Origin of the sequence: Pseudomonas pichavaramensis (genome assembly GCF_050473265.1) — a bacterium.
Lineage (GTDB): Bacteria > Pseudomonadota > Gammaproteobacteria > Pseudomonadales > Pseudomonadaceae > Aquipseudomonas.
Genome location: NZ_JBJKFJ010000007.1, coordinates 132,757 through 148,577 on the forward strand (window position 1 = coordinate 132,757; position 15,821 = coordinate 148,577).

Here is a 15,821-nt window from a genome sequence, read left to right on the forward strand (position 1 = left end):
TCCCATGCGCTCTCTGAACCTGCATCTGAAAGTCCTGATCACCCTGCTGGTGACCCTGGGCGTTCTGATTACGGCATACCAAATCTTCATTCTCGGCATCCCGGTAACCGAGGACGAGACCGACGATCTGTGGAATATCGACGCCAAGGTCGAGTTTCAGGCCAGCCCGCGTGAGCCGGTCAAGCTGCAGATGTTCGTGCCGCCATTGAACCAGGATTACGTAAGCCTCAACGAGAGCTTCATCTCCAACAACTATGGTGTCAGCGTCAATCGTGTCGACGGCAATCGCCGCGTCACCTGGTCGGCACGCCGTGCCAACGGCAAGCAGACGCTCTATTACCGCTTGGTACTGACCAAGCGTTACAGCGGCGAGCAAGCTCCAGCCAAGGGGCCGATCTTCCGTGACAGCCTTCCAGTAGAGGGCCCGGAAAAGATTGCCGCAGAAGCCCTGCTGGCGCCGATTCGCCAACACTCGGCCGATGTCGAGACCTTCATCAGCGAAACCATCAAGCGCGCCAACAACGTCAACGACGACAACGTCAAGCTGCTGCTCGGCGGTGATGCGTCCACCGTCAACAAGGCCAAGGTCGTCGATCTGCTGTTGTCTATCGCCCACGTACCGATGGAGCGCGTGCACACCATTCGCCTGCAAGCCGAGGTGGCACAGTCGCCCGAACTCTGGCTGCGTAGCTTCAATGGCCAGAAATGGCTGTACTTCAACCCGGAGACCGGTGAGCAAGGCCTGCCGGCCGATCGTCTGGTCTGGTGGATCGGTGACGAAGAGCTGGTCAACCTCGAAGGCGGTCGCCAGGCGCAAGTCAGCTTCAGCCTGAACAACAGCGAGATGAACGCCATTCGCCTGGCCAAGCTGACCGACGAGAACACCGACGCCAGCTTCCTCGAATACTCGCTGTACGGCCTGCCGCTGCAGACCCAGCAGACCTTCATGATCATGGTGATGATCCCCATCGGTGTGCTGGTCATCCTCATTCTGCGCAACCTCGGTGGCCTGCAGACCCTGGGTACCTTCACCCCGGTACTGATCGCCCTGGCCTTCCGCGAGACCCAGCTGGGCTTCGGCATCTTCCTGTTCACCGTGATCACGGCACTCGGTCTGTCGCTACGGTCTTATCTGGAGCACCTGAAGCTGCAGATGCTGCCGCGCCTGTCGGTGGTGCTGACCTTCGTGGTGGTGCTGATCGCCGCGATCAGCCTGTTCAGCCACAAGCTGGGCCTGGAACGCGGTCTGTCGGTAGCGCTGTTCCCGATGGTGATTCTGACCATGACCATCGAACGCCTGTCGATCACCTGGGAAGAACGCGGCGGCGGCCATGCCTTCAAGGTGGCCATCGGCACCCTGTTCGCCGCCACCATCGCACACCTGCTGATGATGGTTCCGGAGCTGGTGTACTTCGTCTTCACCTTCCCGGCGATCCTGCTGATCCTGGTGGGCTTCATGCTGGCGATGGGGCGTTATCGCGGCTACCGCCTGACCGAACTGTTCCGTTTCAAAGCCTTCCTCAAGGACTAAGACCATGTTCGGCCTGATCAAGACGTGGAAGGCCCTTGAAGCCAAAGGCATCATGGGCATCAATCGACGCAATGCGGACTACGTGCTGAAGTACAACAAACGGCACCTGTACCCCATCGTCGACGACAAGATCATCACCAAGGAGCGCGCCATCGAGGCCGGCATCGATGTGCCGGAAATGTACGGCGTCATCGAGACCGAGAAGGACATCGACAAGCTCGACCAGATCATTGCCGGGCGCAATGACTTCGTCATCAAGCCGGCGCAAGGCGCTGGCGGTGACGGCATCACGGTGATCGCCGACCGTTTCGAGGATCGCTTCAAGACGGTCTCCGGTAAGATCGTCAGCCACGAGGAGCTGGAGCAGCAGATTTCCAGCATTCTCTCCGGGCTGTACTCGCTCGGCGGCCACCGCGACCGCGCGCTGATCGAATACCGCGTAACCCCCGACACCATCTTCAAGAGCATCAGCTACGAAGGCGTGCCGGACATCCGCATCATCGTGTTGATGGGCTACCCGGTGATGGCCATGCTGCGCCTGCCGACCCGGCAGTCCAACGGCAAGGCCAACCTGCACCAGGGCGCCATCGGCGTGGGTGTGGACCTGGCCACCGGCGTGACCCTGCGCGGCACCTGGCTGAACAACAAGATCAGCAAGCACCCGGACACCACCAACGCGGTGGACGGCGTGCAACTGCCGAACTGGGACGGTTTCATGAAGCTGGCCGCTGGATGCTACGAGCTTTGCGGCCTGGGCTACATCGGTGTCGACATGGTGCTGGACCAAGAGAAAGGCCCGCTGATTCTCGAGCTCAACGCCCGCCCCGGCCTGAACATCCAGATCGCCAACGATTGCGGCCTGACTCATCGCACCCACGCCGTCGAAGCACGCCTGGAAGAGCTGAAGGCCAAGGGCATCCAGGAGAACGCCGAAGAACGGGTACGTTTCTCTCAGGAGCTGTTCGGCCACATCGTCAGCAAGGAAGTCTGACGTTCGCCGTGCACGCATCAATTCGTAGGGCGTGTGCAACCCGCCAGCCCGCTAATGGCGGGTTGCTCCCGCCCTACCTGGCGTTAGTTTTCCGGGGGATTGGTCGGCAAACCGCCCCGGATTTCACCCGGGCTACGGGCTGATACCGCCAAGCCGGTGCGCGCGGCGTCCCCTACCGCACTATCGCCAGCTCGAACGCCCCCTCATCGGCATGTGCATGGCGCTGCATGCCGGCCTCATCCACCGCCAGCGCTTGCAGAGGTCGCTTGAACGGCTTGTTGTCGAGCGTCTGCAGGCTGCGGTCCTCGTCGGTGGTGATCAGCAGCACATAGCGCTCTCCGCGTTCGGCACGTACCTGCACCGTACCTTCGATGAAGGCATAGCGGTACCAGGTTTCCGGGTGCAGCTGGTACACCGCATCGCTGACCAATCGCGTCGGTCGCTTCGCCTCGTCGAGAAACAACAGCGACGGATAGACCACCTGACGGTTGGCGAAACTGCGCACCCGCAAACCATAACTCTGCCGTGACGCCGGAAGTTTCAAGGCCGCGTAATAACTGCGCCCCATGGGAAAGTCGAAGCTGGGCGAGAACCGATCCAGCTCTTCGTAACGCGGCTCCTCTGCCGACAGTGCGCTGAAATCACTGTCGCGCAACTGACCGCAGCAACGTGTCGACAATTCATCGTACAGCCCCTCGCCACGCGACTGGCTGCCTGCGAGCAATGCCTGCATCGCTGCAGTTGGTTGGCCATCGAGCATCGGTAGCGCCGGCCTGCTGCGCTCGAACTCGATCTGCCGGCCTTCGCTGTAACGCACCGCGGAAGAGGCCGTGCCCGCCTGGCCATTGCCCGCCCCAGAAGGAACCGGTGAGTTGTGCATGCGCCCCTGCTCATCGACCCAGGTGTAGTAGGCGCTGTCGCTGCCGCCGCGCGAGAAGCCACGACCTTCCAGCACCTCCGAGTCGATGTAGTCCCCAGCCCGCTCACCGCTGGCCAGCACGCGCTCATGCTCGGACGTGCCGGCAACCTGCGCGCCAGCGTAGAAGCTGTTCTGCAGTTGGCCATTACCGTCGACCCAGGTGAAATAACGGCGCTTGCTCTCCCCCGTGCTCGGCGCACTCCCAGGCCAGGCTCCGCCATCACCAAGCCGGGCCTGATCGCTCTGTTCGGCACGACGTTTGGCCTGGCTCTGCTGATCAGCGAAGCGCGTGTCGACGAAGGTGTTGTGCACCCTGCCGAGATCATCCACCCAGGTCAGATAGCGGCTGCTGGCGTTGGCCGGTATCAAGGGCAGCAACGCCAGGATGACAATCAGACTGCGCATCGCCTCAGAACCTCGAGTTATAGGTCATGGCAAAGATATAGGCCTTGACCGTGGTTTCGATATTGAGCCCGGCGTAGGGGTTGTAGACGAGGTTATCCAACCCTTCGCAGCTGACGTTGCAACTGCTGCCAGCCGGAATGCTCTGCTTGGAAACGAAGTAGTTGAAGCCGACGTCGATGGTGGTGTCCTTGTCCCAGCGATAGCCCAGGCCGAGGCCGTAAAGGTCGGCATCACCGACCGGTGCCAGCACGTCGGCCTTGTCCTTGGGGATGGCCGAGGGGCGGTACTCGTAACCGGCCCGCAAGGCCAGGCGGTCATTGACGTCGTATTGAACGCCCACACCCCAGCTCCAGGTATCGCGATACCCACGGTCGAGAATGATGCTGCGATCGGTGGCGTTGCCGCCGCCGAAGGTCTTGGCGATACGCAGCAGGTCGAGCTCGCGATCGAACTCAATCTCAAAGCTGTTCCAATCGCTGTAACCCACCCAGCGCAGATCCAGGTTGAACTGCCACTTGTCGAAAGGACGCACCTTGATGCCGGTGCTGAAGGCATCCGGATAGGTCAGTTTGAGCGAGGCGTTACCACTCTCTTCATCAGCGCCGTAAGGGAATATCGGGCTGAGAATCTGACCGAACAGCGAGCTTTGCAGGCCCGACCAGAAGCCCGCCCAGTCCTCGCTATAGTCGACGCGATACTTGCCCTTGAGGTTCATCCGCGCCTCGCTCTGGTAGGTCGCGCCCCAGGCGAACCAGTCGGTCGGTTCCCAGAGGATCCCCAGGTTGTAGGTCGGCGACAGGCTCTGCTGCAGATCCAGATCAAGATTGGCCAACGAGTCGAACGGACCGATCTTGCCGCTGCAAACATTGATGAAGGGCCCGGTAATCTCTTCCAATCCGGGCAGGCACAACGCCTCGTTGAGAATACGGGTCAGACCGGTGAGCATGCCCGGGTTACGGAAATCCTGATTGAGCGCCACCGCCTGGTGGGAAAAGCCGATGGACAAGCCCAGCGACAGCTCGTCATTGACCTGATAAGCCAACGACGGCGAGAAATAGGTGATGCGCTGCAGCGACACCTGACGCCCCTGGAAACGCCCCGGATCGTCGTCCGAATCCCGCGAATAACCCAGTGCCATGGGCGCGTATACATTGGTGGCGAAGGTGAATTTCGAGCCAGGCGGATTGATCGACAAGCCGGCAAGCGGCGCCACCAGCACAGGTAGCTCGGTCATCCCACCGACACCCGGCAGGTACATGGTTGGCGTCAGCGTGCGGCTGCTGGAGTTCTTGAAGGGGTCATCGTCGAACCCCATGAAGCCATAATCCTCCTTGGCCTTGAACTTGGCGCGAATGTCCATCACCCCGCTGAGCAGCTTGACCGTGGTCTGCCGCCCCTTGAGCTTGCTCAAGGCGGCAGGGTTGTAGTGCACCGCATCGATACCGGTGACATCGGCAGTGACGGCGTTGCCCATGGCCATGGCCTTGGGATTGCCGATGGTCAGGTTGTTGGCCAACTGCGCCTGTGCGGGCAGCACGCAGCCCGCGCCCAGCCCGACCAGCAGCAGCGCCTGCAGCTTGGCAAGATTAGTCATATCCAGTTCGCTCGCTGCTTACTCGGCCTTGAGGCCCTTGATATCCAGGGGCATGGAAATTCCGAGCAGGACATCGGGCGAATCTTCGGTCATGCCGAAGCCGGCATTGACGTTGACGATGGTGTTCGGCGCCGTGCGCAGCCCCAGCGAGAAGTTCATCACCGCGCTGGTCTGTTCGTTTCCTTCGAGCTCGACATCGCTGAATTTGAAGGTCGGCGCCAGGTTGTGCGCCATTTGCAGGGAGGTCGCCAGCGAAACGTCGTAGGACAGCGCATAGGCGAAACCCATGCTCAGCGACAGGCTGGACCCCGGCTCCACCTCTTCCAGCAGGCGGCCGCCGCGCACCTGATCGGCATCGCGGATCGGCAGGTTGTAGGTGTACCCCAGCGATCCGAACAGCACCACCGGGTCGATCACATAGGACATGTTGGCGCCGACACCCAGGCTGTAGTAGCCGTTACCGGTCGCCAGACCGTCGTCCAGGCTGACGTCGTAGGGGCTATCCCCCGTTGGCAGGCCGAGCGTGGCGAACAGTGTGGTGACCGGCCGGCCCCGTGCTGACGACCAGGGTTGCCAGCGCAGGCTGGCGGAGATGTCGCCCAGGCTGTAGGTGCTGAGATCGCGCTCGGTGTCGTACTTGGCCAGGAACGGCACGCGCATGCTGAAGGTAAGGTTGTCCCAGACGCCGTAGTCGAAGGTGAAGGAATTGGTGAAGGTGTGTTGCGCCTCGCTCTGGCCGATCACGCTGTAGACGTTCTGCCCGGTGCGCACGGTCTGGATCTGCGTATCGCGCAGCAGCGAATAATCGAAGCCGTAGGTCAGCGTACGCTCGCCCTTCTTCAGTAGCGTGTAGCTCTTCTCCGCGGCCTGGAACACCTCTTCCAGTGCCTTGGCGCTGTCGGCGTCATCGTCCTTCTTGGTCAGCGCATCACGCGCATCGTCGACCGTGGTTTCATCGGCCAGCACCGGCTGTGTCGCAGCAAGCGTCAGCATGGCCAGCCATGCATACCCCCAAACTCCCATGACGCTATCCCCAGATCGTTATTGTTATGCCGGGTGAATCACTTGCGGCGAATGTATTGAATGTCGCCTCCCGACCCTAAACGGTCGGCCTGATTCGTGGTGAATTTGGCAATCTGCGGAAACTCGCGGAAAGCCAGCATGCTGATGGTGCGGTCATCGATGATGCGCAGGTCGCGGTCGGTCAGCGCCATGGCGTTGGCCGGCTCGTTGCCGCTGGGGAAGATCACGAACAGCACGTTCTGATCCCATATTTCCTCGAAGCGCACGCGAGTGAAGCTGATGTTGCCCAGTGCCGGATCGGCGACGAACACGTGCTCGTTGTAGACATCGCGCACCACCACGAAGTGTTTGAAGCCGGCGTACTCGATCGGCACGATGGCCGGATGCTCGAGCTGCGCCAGGTCATCGAAGCCGGCGCGGAAGCCGCCACTCTTGTAGCCCAGGGCGGTGACGAAGCGCTTCATGTCGAGCAGCGAGAAGCCACGCCGCTCGACGATCTTCTCTGCCTCGCCGAAGTGCAGCAGCCCCTCCATGACCTGACGCTCTTCCAGATTGCGTCCCAGGAAGTAGTCCAGCAGCGTGGTCAGCGCTGCGGAGCCGCAGCTGTAGTCATAGGCCTGACGAATGACGTTGCGAAACTGCAGCTGGCTCATCGGCTCCAACGTCACCGACTCACGCAACGGACCGTTGGGTAGCAGCGGCTGAGTGATATTCACCGTGCCGGCGGGTTGCGGCTTGATGTCGACAGCCTCGGTAAAGCCATACAAACCGATCAGGCTGCCCACGAGAATTTCGATCATCGGTCGATCCAGAACTGGGTAAATCGAGGCAGGTTTCCGCCCCATGCAGGTGGCGGAAACCTGAGGCTCAGCTCAAGCGAGGATCAATGACCCCAGATCTTGACGGTGGAACCGGCCATGTCGAGACCGTTGATGGCGACGCCACCAATGGTGCCGTTGCCGATCTTCACGGCGTCTACAGCCACACCGCCATTGATACCCGGCAGGCCGATTTCCAGTTTGTTGTCGACCACGTCGATGGTCAGCGGGTTGGCTTCGTCGATGTTGAAGCCGGACAGGGTGACGGTGTTCAGGCTCAGGCTGTTGCTGCCGTCGCTGACACCGGTCTCGGTATCGGTGTAGACGATCGAGCCAATGGTGGCATCGAAGTTACCGGCAATGCTGATACCAGCCTGACCGGTTACACCTGCCAGGTCAGAATCATCCAATGCTTTCAGGTCGGCCTGGGCCATGAACGGAACAGCCATGACGGCGGCGGCAAGAGCGAGTTTTTTCAGGGTCATCATTGTTGTTATCTCCACAGTTCAAATGGGGGTTCCCCGGGCTCTGCCGGTGACGTCCTGTCACGAGCAGCCTGATCGGCTCATGCCGATCACCAGACCTGCCGTGGCTTCCCTAAATACGCCAGGTTTGGATTCACGAAACGCGCTGCGCTTCGAGATGGCTACACGCTACTAACCCATCAGCCAACTGCCAGCCCATCCAATGAATGGAGCACGGCAATCGGACATCCCCTTCACCCCTCACGCCTCACTGAGCAGCCCCAGGCTCTTGCCTTTGAGTACAGCCTGGGTACGACTGCGCACCCCCAACTTGGAGAACAGATTGTGCAGATGCCACTTGATGGTGGCCTCGGACAGGTGCACCGCCTGAGCAATATCACGATTGGAAAGACCTGCGGCGACGAGCCGTAAAATCTCTCGCTCGCGATGGCTAACATCCTGATTTTCCTCAAAACTTTTGGGATCTATAGCCAACCTGCGACACTGTTCGCGAAGCATCTCGGCCACTCCTTGCCAGGCCGATGCCGGCGTCGGCTCAGCCTCGTACCAGGCTTCCCAGAGCGGTAACAGCCACATGGCATCGTCCTGGAACAGACGGCGATAGCCACATTGCCAGGCCTCTTGCAGTGTTGCCTGCAGCAGTGCAAAAGCCTTGTCGCTGTTACCTTTGCGCCAGATCGCCACAGAAAGTAACAGGCTCAGACGCAGACGCCGGTCACGCTGGTGCTCGGCCGCCTGATGGGCCAGACAGGCCTCCAGACTGGCTTGCGCCTTGTCTGCCCGCCTCTCGCTCAGCGCCAGTCGCGCCTGACTCAGAGCCAGTGCAGTATGGGCATCGCCGTAGCGCTCGATCGGCAGCACAGCCAGGTGGCGCTCCAGCTGGAGATAGATGCGCTGCGCCTCGTTGGGCCTGCGCAACCACAGCAAAAACTGCACCTTGCAGGCCATACCGATGGCGAACACCCGCTCATAGCCCTGCCCCTGCAAGCCCGCCAGCCACTCGTCAAGTTCTTCCAGCCCTTGCTCGGCAGCGCCGGCAAAGAAGCGCGCCCGCGCCATGACCAGCTTGCCGCGGCTGATCAGCTCCACCGGCGTCGCCACATCGCGCCAGGTGGTGGCCAACGGCAGTTCGGCGAGTATCGCGCCATGGCGATCCTGTTCGTAGAGCAGGTCGGCATAGGCCAACCCGAGCGGCCCGCCTACCCGGCTGCGCCGCCCGAACACCTGCTCGACGCGTGCGCGCGCCGTTTCGGCAAGGGCTCTGCCGCGCTCCAGCTCGCCGTATTCCTTGCAGATCAGCGCTTCGATCAGGCTGGCCATCACGTGCAGGTATTCACTCTCGCACTGGCGCAGATTCTCCCGCGCCACGGCAATGGCCTTGGCTGCTTCGCCGAACTCACCCAGCAGCGCGAAGGCTGCGGCCTGGACGCAGGCCAGGCTGGCGCGGAACACCGGCTGGTTCTGCGGCACCAGGGCCAGCCAGTGGCCGGCGACCTTGAGGCAGGCCTCGAGTTTGTCCTGATACAGCAGCACCAGCGCCTTGAGCACCTGGGCCGCAGCCAACAACTCTATCAGGCCGAAATGCATGCCCTTGCCGCGCCCTTGGGTCAGGCGCGTGCTGACGTCTTCGATCAACGCCTCGGCCTCGGCGAACTTCTGCTCGAACGCCAGTTGCCAGGCGTAGAAAATCTGGAACACCGGTTGTTCGGCGATCACCACCGGTGGAATGTCCTTGAGGATGGCCAGAATGCCGTAAACCCGGTTGCCAGCGATCAGCCGCGCCCCCTGACGCTCCAGCAGCTCAGCGGCCAGGGTGTAGTCACGCGCGCGCAAGGCGTACTTGATCGACTTGTCGGCCAGATCGCGGCCTTCGCACCAGCGGGCGGCAGCATGCAGCAGATGCGCGGGATCACCGCGCTTGGCCAGGCGTCCCTGAAGGAACTCGGCAAACAAGTGGTGATAGCGAAACCACTCGCCCTGCTCATCCAGGGCGATGACGAACAACTGCTCGCCCTGCAGGCGACGCAGCATGTCGGCACCGTCCTGGCGGCCGGTGAGCGCATTGCACAATTGCGCATTGAACTCATCGAGCACCGAGGTCTGGTCGAGGAACAACTGCAGCGCCTCGGGCAGGCTGGCCACCACGTCCTCCGCCAGGTAGTCGGCAATGTTGCGCTCGGCACCGGACAGTCCGGCGAGAAACTCCGCACGGTTCTGCTGCCGCGGCAAGGCCAGAGCCGCCAGGTGCAGCGCGGTGATCCAGCCTTCGGTGCGCGCGAACAGCTGACTCAGCTCACTCTCTGCCAACGCCAGATGCTTGACATCGCGGAAATACGCTGCGGTTTCCGCGCGAGTCAGGCGCAGGTCCTCAGCACGAAGACAGAATGCCCAGCCTCCGAGCGACGGTGGTTCGTTGAGAAAACGAGGTTGATGACGCGTGCTGACTACCAGCCTTACATGCTTGGGTAGACGCTCGGTCAGATAACGTGAGCCCTGGCCAAGTGACGGATGGCGAATACGGTGAAAGTCGTCGAGCATCAGATAGAGCGCTTCGTGCAAGGCATTCAGGTCATCGAGAAACGCATCGATCACCGCCTCCAATGGCCAGCTGATCTCGCCTTGCAGCAATGCCGAGGCGCTACTACCAAACCCCGGACAGGCCGCGTCGACGGCAGCCACGAGGTACTGCAGAAATCGCGCAGGTTCGCTGTCGCTTTCATCGCAGGACAGCCAGGCAACTCGTGCTCCCTTTGCCTGTAGACGGCTGCGTAACTGGCTGAGCACGGTGCTCTTGCCGAATCCAGCGGGCGCGCTCAGCACGATCAGACGCTGATCGCGGGCCTCCAGCAGGCGCTCTAGCAGCGCGGAGCGCTCCAGCAACAGCGCACCCTCGGCATGGGCAGGATAAAGTTTGGTGCGCAACAACGGCACAGGGGCATGACAGGCGGAATGATGACTATTCATGATTCGAGCAGACTCAACTCGCGGGCACGACGGATGGCTTGAGTACGGTTACGCACCTTGAGCTTTTCGTAGATGTTATGCAGATGCCATTTGACGGTACCGAGGGCCAGCGAGAGCTGCTGGCCGATTTCCTCGTTGGACATGCCCTTGGCAGCCAGACAGACCACCTCGCGCTCGCGCTCGGTCAGGCCCTCCTCCAGTACGTCCAGCGCCTGGCGTGAGTCCTGGCCCGGCCAGACGCTCAACAGGCTGCGAATGAAGGCCTGCAACGCCGGTTGACGCTCCGCTGCCTCCAGTTGCTGGAGCAGCTGGCGGATCGCCTCGCCCTCTTCCATGAACAGGCTGCGCACTTCTTCCCGTTCGGCACTGATCAGGCACTGCACCAACAGACTCTGGGCCCGCTCCTGATAGCCCAGGCGCTGATAGCTCAATGCAGCCAACAGGTCCAGACGCAGGCGCTGCAAGCCATGCCAGCCATCTTGCAACTGGCCACGCAACTGGGTGATTTCGTGCAGCGCCTCACTGAAGTGCCCACGCGCCTGCTGCAGGCGGACGCGGCTAAGCCCGAGGACCCAGAGCACCGGATTGAAACTGCGTGCCTTGTAATGAGCGGCCAGTTTGTTCCAGTCGACGGACTTCAGTCGTTGCTCGGCACGCTTGCTGCGGTCCGCCGCTGGTTCCTGCAGAATCAGCGCGATCTCGTCGCCCACGGCCTGAACGTAGAAGCGCCAGGAATGATTGCGCGCCGCCAGATTCTGCATCAGCACCAGCGTCGCGGCGGACTCTTTCGAGGTTTCCTGCAAGCGCTGCACGCGCGCCAGACAAAGCATGGCTCGCGCATAAAGATCGATTGGGTTGATCACGTCGACGGTGGCCAGCGCCCAACGCAACCTGTCCTGCAGGCCATCCAGACGCCCCTGGTGGTAGGCGATCAGCGCCTCGCTGATCGTTGGCAGTGCCAGCGCGCGCGCTCGCTCACCGAAGCAGGGCAGCATGCGCCCGCGCAGCTGCTCGAACAGCAACTGCGCCTGTTTGATCTGCCCACGCTCGAGGCATAGAAGCACCTCCACGTTGGCCAATTGCATATCGAGATAACGACCTTCGAGGAACTGATTGCGTTGCTGCGCCAGCGCCAACAAGCGGCGCGCCTGCTCGTCCTGGCCAAGCATCACATTGGCCAGCGCACCGACCGCCAGGATTGCCACCTCGAGAAAGGCAGTGTGCTGGCCGAGTTGCGCTTCGATGCGGCGGGCCAGGCTCACGCAGCTATCCAGATCATCCTTCTGCAGCGCGATCACCGCCTTGATCGCGAGGGTCGCCAGCACCTTGTCACTCAGCGGCCCGGTTGCACGCGATACGCCCCAGCGCTCGAGCAACTCATCGAGCACGCGGTTGGCTTCGTGCAGACCGAGCTCAGTCGCTCGAGTCCAGACATCGGCCAGTACCAGCATCGGAAAGCCCTCGACGATTTCGTCCGGAACGTGCTGGCGCCACTTGTAGATCAGATTCAGCTGGCCACGATTGATCAGTTCAAGCCCACAGCCATCGAGCAGGGCGGCAAGCATCTCGGGGTCTTCGGCGAGGCAGGCATGCTCGATGGCCAGGTTCTGCATATGGTGATTGGTGAACCACAGGCTCGCGTTGAAATGCAGCTGCTTGAAGCGCTCAGGATCACGCTCCTTGAGCCGCGCGCGAAGAAACTCGGCGAACAGATTGTGGAAGCGGTACCACTGACGCTCACGGTCCAGAGGCATCAGGAACAACTGCATGGCCTCCAATTCTTCCAGCAGTTGCTGACCATCCTGGCGCCCGGTCAGCGCGTTGGCCAGGTCGCCGCTGAGTTGTTGCGCGACGCCCAATGCCAACAATTGCTCCTGCTGCTCCAGCGGCAATTGCTCGAACACCGAGCGCAACAGATAGTCGCCCACCGCGGTCTGGTCAGCGCCCAGGTCGGTCATTTGCTGTGCGGCCTGAGGATGATGCCTGAGCCACAGGCTGGCCAGGTGCACACCGACCATCCAGCCTTCGGTATGGCTGTACAAGCTTGCCAATGCATCCGGATCCAGTTGCAGACCAGCGCGCTCGAGATAGCCACGCATCTCTTCCGAACTGAGCCTGAGCTCTTCACTACCGAACTCCAGCAGCATGCCCTTGGCGCGCAAGGTTGCCAGGCTCAGGGCCGGCTGCGAACGGCTGCCGATGGCCAGGGTGAAGCCTGGCGGCGCCAGCTTGACCAGGCGATTGAGCGTGCCAAGCAACTCCACATCCTGCAGCAGATGCAGATCGTCGAGTACCAGCAACAAAGGTTCTGCACAGTGCGCCAGCTCCGCGAGAAGGCTCTCCATGACGGCCTCGACCGGCACGCGCATGGTGTTGCGCAAATACCCCAGAGCGTCCTCACCGAACCCCGGTAGAGAACGAGCCAACGCATCGATCAATTGCTGGAAGAAGCGTACCGGATCGTCATCACCGGCACTCAGCGATACCCAGGCGACCGAGGCGCCCGCCTCACGACGACGCTCGGCCAGCATCATCAAGGCAGTGGTCTTGCCAAAACCGGCCGGCGCGGAAAAAAGCACGAGGCGGGGGTGGGGATGGGCTGATAGCGCCGCCTCGACCTGAGGCCGTGCCAGGTATTCGGTGAACGCCTGAGGCGGCGACAATTTCGAACGCTGCAGGCTTCCAGCGGCTGGACCTATGACTTCATCCATGGCCTGGATCCCTTCATTTAATTATTGTTCTGGTACGACAGTTCAATGTCCTGGCGCGGCTCAATACTAATCAGCCATATGCGCCTGAGTAAACCCGGCGCAAGCTCTAGGATGAATGTTGGCGGCGGACTACAATCGCGCTTTCAGCCAACACCGATGTCCACGCATGCCAAGCTGCTCTCTGCACTCCCTGCCCTACCACACGGACCCCAGCGACTATTTTCAGCGTATTCGCCACGCGCCAAGGGCTGTGCTGCTGGATGCCGGGCGACCGGGTGCCGAGCGTGGACGCTATGACGTTATGAGCGCCTGGCCATTGGCAGAACTGGCACCAGCGCCCGACGAATCGGCCAACGATTTCCTGCAACGCCTGCGTGGCGCGCTGCAGAGCCTTGGCGAGGCCGAGGCTCCGACAGAACAGAGCCTGCCATTCGTCGGTGGGTTGATCGGCTATCTGTCCTATGACTTCGGTCGCCGTCTGGAGCACCTGCCAGGCAACAGCGCCGACGACCTCGGCATCGAAGACGCCGTGTTCGGCCTGTATGCCTGGGCACTGATCAGCGATCACCAACTCGGGCGTACGGTACTGATGTTCCACCCCGCGCTGCCGCAAAGCGAACGCCAGCGCCTGCAAGCCCTGTTCGAAGCACCATGCAGCGAGGAGCCGGCCAGCTTCCGCTTGTCCAAGGCCTTTCAGGCCGATATCGACGAAAGCCGTTATCGCCAGGCGATCGAGCAGATTCAGCGTTACATCCTCGCGGGCGACTGCTATCAGGTGAATTTCACCCAGCGTTTCCAGGCGCCCTGCCAGGGTGATCCCTGGACCGCCTACCTGGCATTGCGTCAGGCCTGCCCCACACCGTTCTCGGGCTTTCAGAGCCTGGGCAATGGCGCTGCCATCCTCAGTCTGTCGCCTGAACGTTTTATCAAGGTCAGCGGCGGCCAGGTGGAAACCCGGCCAATCAAGGGCACTCGGCGTCGCGGAAGCGATGCGGAAGATGACCAGGCGCAGGCGCAAGAGCTACTGGACAGCCGCAAGGATCGTGCGGAGAACCTGATGATCGTCGACCTGCTGCGTAACGACCTTGGCCGTAGCTGCCGCATCGGCTCGGTCAAGGTCCCCGAGCTGTTCGCCCTGGAGAGCTACCCCAACGTGCACCATCTGGTCAGTTGCGTGACCGCTGAACTGGCACCCGACAAGGATGCCCTGGACCTGATCGCTGGCAGCTTTCCTGGCGGCTCGATTACCGGTGCGCCGAAGATCCGCGCCATGCAGATCATCGACGAGCTGGAGCCCACCCGTCGTGGGCTCTACTGCGGCTCGCTGCTGTATCTGGACGTACGTGGCGAGATGGATAGCTCCATCGCCATCCGCAGCCTGCTGGTCAAGGACGGCAAGATCAGTTGCTGGGGCGGCGGCGGCATCGTCGCCGACTCCGACTGGCAGGCCGAGTATCAGGAGTCCATCACCAAGGTGAAGGTGCTGCTGGATACGCTCGAACGTCTGTAAACACACCTATGACCACTTAGTAAGACGCCGCGGTTTCTCACTGAAGTCGCGGCGTTTTCACGAGGGCTCTCAGGGCTTCACAGATTCAGCTTGCGATTCGACGCCTTGAGGAACTCTTGCTTGAGATCGGCATAGCTGTGCACTGCCGGGAACTGCGGGAACTCACGGATCACGTTGTCCGGCGCATGGAACAGGATGCCGGCGTGAGCTTCGCTGAGCATGGTGGTGTCGTTGTACGAGTCGCCAGCGGCAATCACCCGGTAGTACAGACTCTTGAAGGCAATCACCGACTGACGCTTGGGATCCTTCTGGCGCAACTGGTAGCTGACCACGCGATCATTCTCGTCGGTGATCAGGCGGTGGCACAGCAAGGTCGGGAAACCGAGTTGGCGCATCAGCGGCTGGGAGAATTCATAGAAGGTGTCGGAAAGAATCACCACCTGAAAACGCTCGCGCAACCAGTCGACGAACTCCACGGCGCCATCGAGCGGCTTGAGCGTGGCGATCACGTCCTGAATGTCCTTCAGTTTCAGCCCATGCTCATCGAGGATGCGTAAACGCTGCTGCATCAGCACGTCGTAGTCGGGGATGTCGCGGGTTGTCGCCTTGAGCGACTCGATACCGGTTTTCTCGGCAAAGGCAATCCAGATTTCCGGGACCAGTACACCTTCCAGGTCGAGACACGCGATTTCCACAGCACACTCCTTGGTTATGCCAAAAGGTGGCAGAACTCTAACCAGAGGATCACACCCGCGCAAACCTGGCAGACTTATAACCAAATTAAAGGGCTTAGAAGTAGCTGGTTATTTAGAAGCATAACCAGCCTTTGCTACCATCGCGCCTTCACGCACACGATCTGGAGTCCTCAGC

The 15,821-nt window shown here is 61.3% G+C and carries 11 protein-coding genes; 3 read left to right on the forward strand and 8 right to left on the reverse strand.

Annotated elements, in window-relative coordinates; genetic code table 11:
• Positions 1 to 4: 4 nt before the first annotated feature.
• Both rloB and ACJRW5_RS13480 read left to right on the forward strand, forming a co-directional pair.
• On the forward strand, positions 5 to 1,531 hold the full coding sequence (gene rloB, locus ACJRW5_RS13475; protein WP_484571012.1) for an osmotic stress tolerance membrane protein RloB: 1,527 nt from the start codon (positions 5 to 7) through the stop codon (positions 1,529 to 1,531).
• A gap of 4 nt (positions 1,532 to 1,535) precedes the next feature.
• Positions 1,536 to 2,522, forward strand: coding sequence for an alpha-L-glutamate ligase-like protein (locus tag ACJRW5_RS13480; RefSeq protein ID WP_484571013.1), 987 nt, complete (start codon positions 1,536 to 1,538; stop codon positions 2,520 to 2,522).
• 172 nt (positions 2,523 to 2,694) lie between these two features.
• Here the strand turns inward: ACJRW5_RS13480 and ACJRW5_RS13485 are convergent, their stop codons facing one another.
• The 7 genes from ACJRW5_RS13485 to ACJRW5_RS13515 form a co-directional block, all read right to left on the reverse strand.
• Positions 2,695 to 3,846, reverse strand: coding sequence for a MalM family protein (locus ACJRW5_RS13485; protein WP_484571014.1), 1,152 nt, complete (start codon positions 3,844 to 3,846; stop codon positions 2,695 to 2,697).
• 4 nt (positions 3,847 to 3,850) lie between these two features.
• Positions 3,851 to 5,440: an outer membrane protein transport protein gene (locus ACJRW5_RS13490; RefSeq protein WP_484571015.1), complete on the reverse strand. Its 1,590-nt coding sequence runs from the start codon at positions 5,438 to 5,440 to the stop codon at positions 3,851 to 3,853.
• 18 nt (positions 5,441 to 5,458) lie between these two features.
• Positions 5,459 to 6,463, reverse strand: a complete 1,005-nt coding sequence (locus ACJRW5_RS13495) for a transporter (RefSeq protein WP_484571016.1) — start codon at positions 6,461 to 6,463, stop codon at positions 5,459 to 5,461.
• Positions 6,464 to 6,501: 38 nt separating this feature from the next.
• Positions 6,502 to 7,263 carry a C39 family peptidase gene (locus ACJRW5_RS13500; protein ID WP_484571017.1) on the reverse strand — a complete coding sequence of 254 codons (762 nt, stop codon included), beginning with the start codon at positions 7,261 to 7,263 and terminating at the stop codon, positions 6,502 to 6,504.
• A gap of 83 nt (positions 7,264 to 7,346) precedes the next feature.
• The gene (locus ACJRW5_RS13505; RefSeq protein ID WP_152488800.1) at positions 7,347 to 7,769 is read right to left on the reverse strand and encodes a DUF6160 family protein; all 423 of its coding nucleotides are present in this window, start codon (positions 7,767 to 7,769) and stop codon (positions 7,347 to 7,349) included.
• A gap of 237 nt (positions 7,770 to 8,006) precedes the next feature.
• Complete coding sequence (locus tag ACJRW5_RS13510) at positions 8,007 to 10,730, reverse strand: helix-turn-helix transcriptional regulator (protein ID WP_484571018.1); 2,724 nt, start codon at positions 10,728 to 10,730, stop codon at positions 8,007 to 8,009.
• Entirely contained in the window at positions 10,727 to 13,441 is a 2,715-nt protein-coding gene (locus ACJRW5_RS13515) for a winged helix-turn-helix domain-containing protein (RefSeq protein WP_484571019.1), read from the reverse strand. The genes ACJRW5_RS13510 and ACJRW5_RS13515 overlap by 4 nt, the downstream gene beginning before the upstream one ends.
• Positions 13,442 to 13,607: 166 nt before the next feature.
• On the opposite strand from ACJRW5_RS13515, the gene pabB reads away from it, so the two are divergent.
• The gene (pabB, locus tag ACJRW5_RS13520; protein WP_484571020.1) at positions 13,608 to 14,951 is read left to right on the forward strand and encodes an aminodeoxychorismate synthase component I; all 1,344 of its coding nucleotides are present in this window, start codon (positions 13,608 to 13,610) and stop codon (positions 14,949 to 14,951) included.
• Between the two features lie 77 nt (positions 14,952 to 15,028).
• Here the strand turns inward: pabB and thrH are convergent, their stop codons facing one another.
• Positions 15,029 to 15,646 (reverse strand): bifunctional phosphoserine phosphatase/homoserine phosphotransferase ThrH, encoded by a 618-nt coding sequence (gene thrH / locus ACJRW5_RS13525; RefSeq protein ID WP_484571021.1) that lies wholly within the window; start codon positions 15,644 to 15,646, stop codon positions 15,029 to 15,031.
• Positions 15,647 to 15,821: the final 175 nt, after the last annotated feature.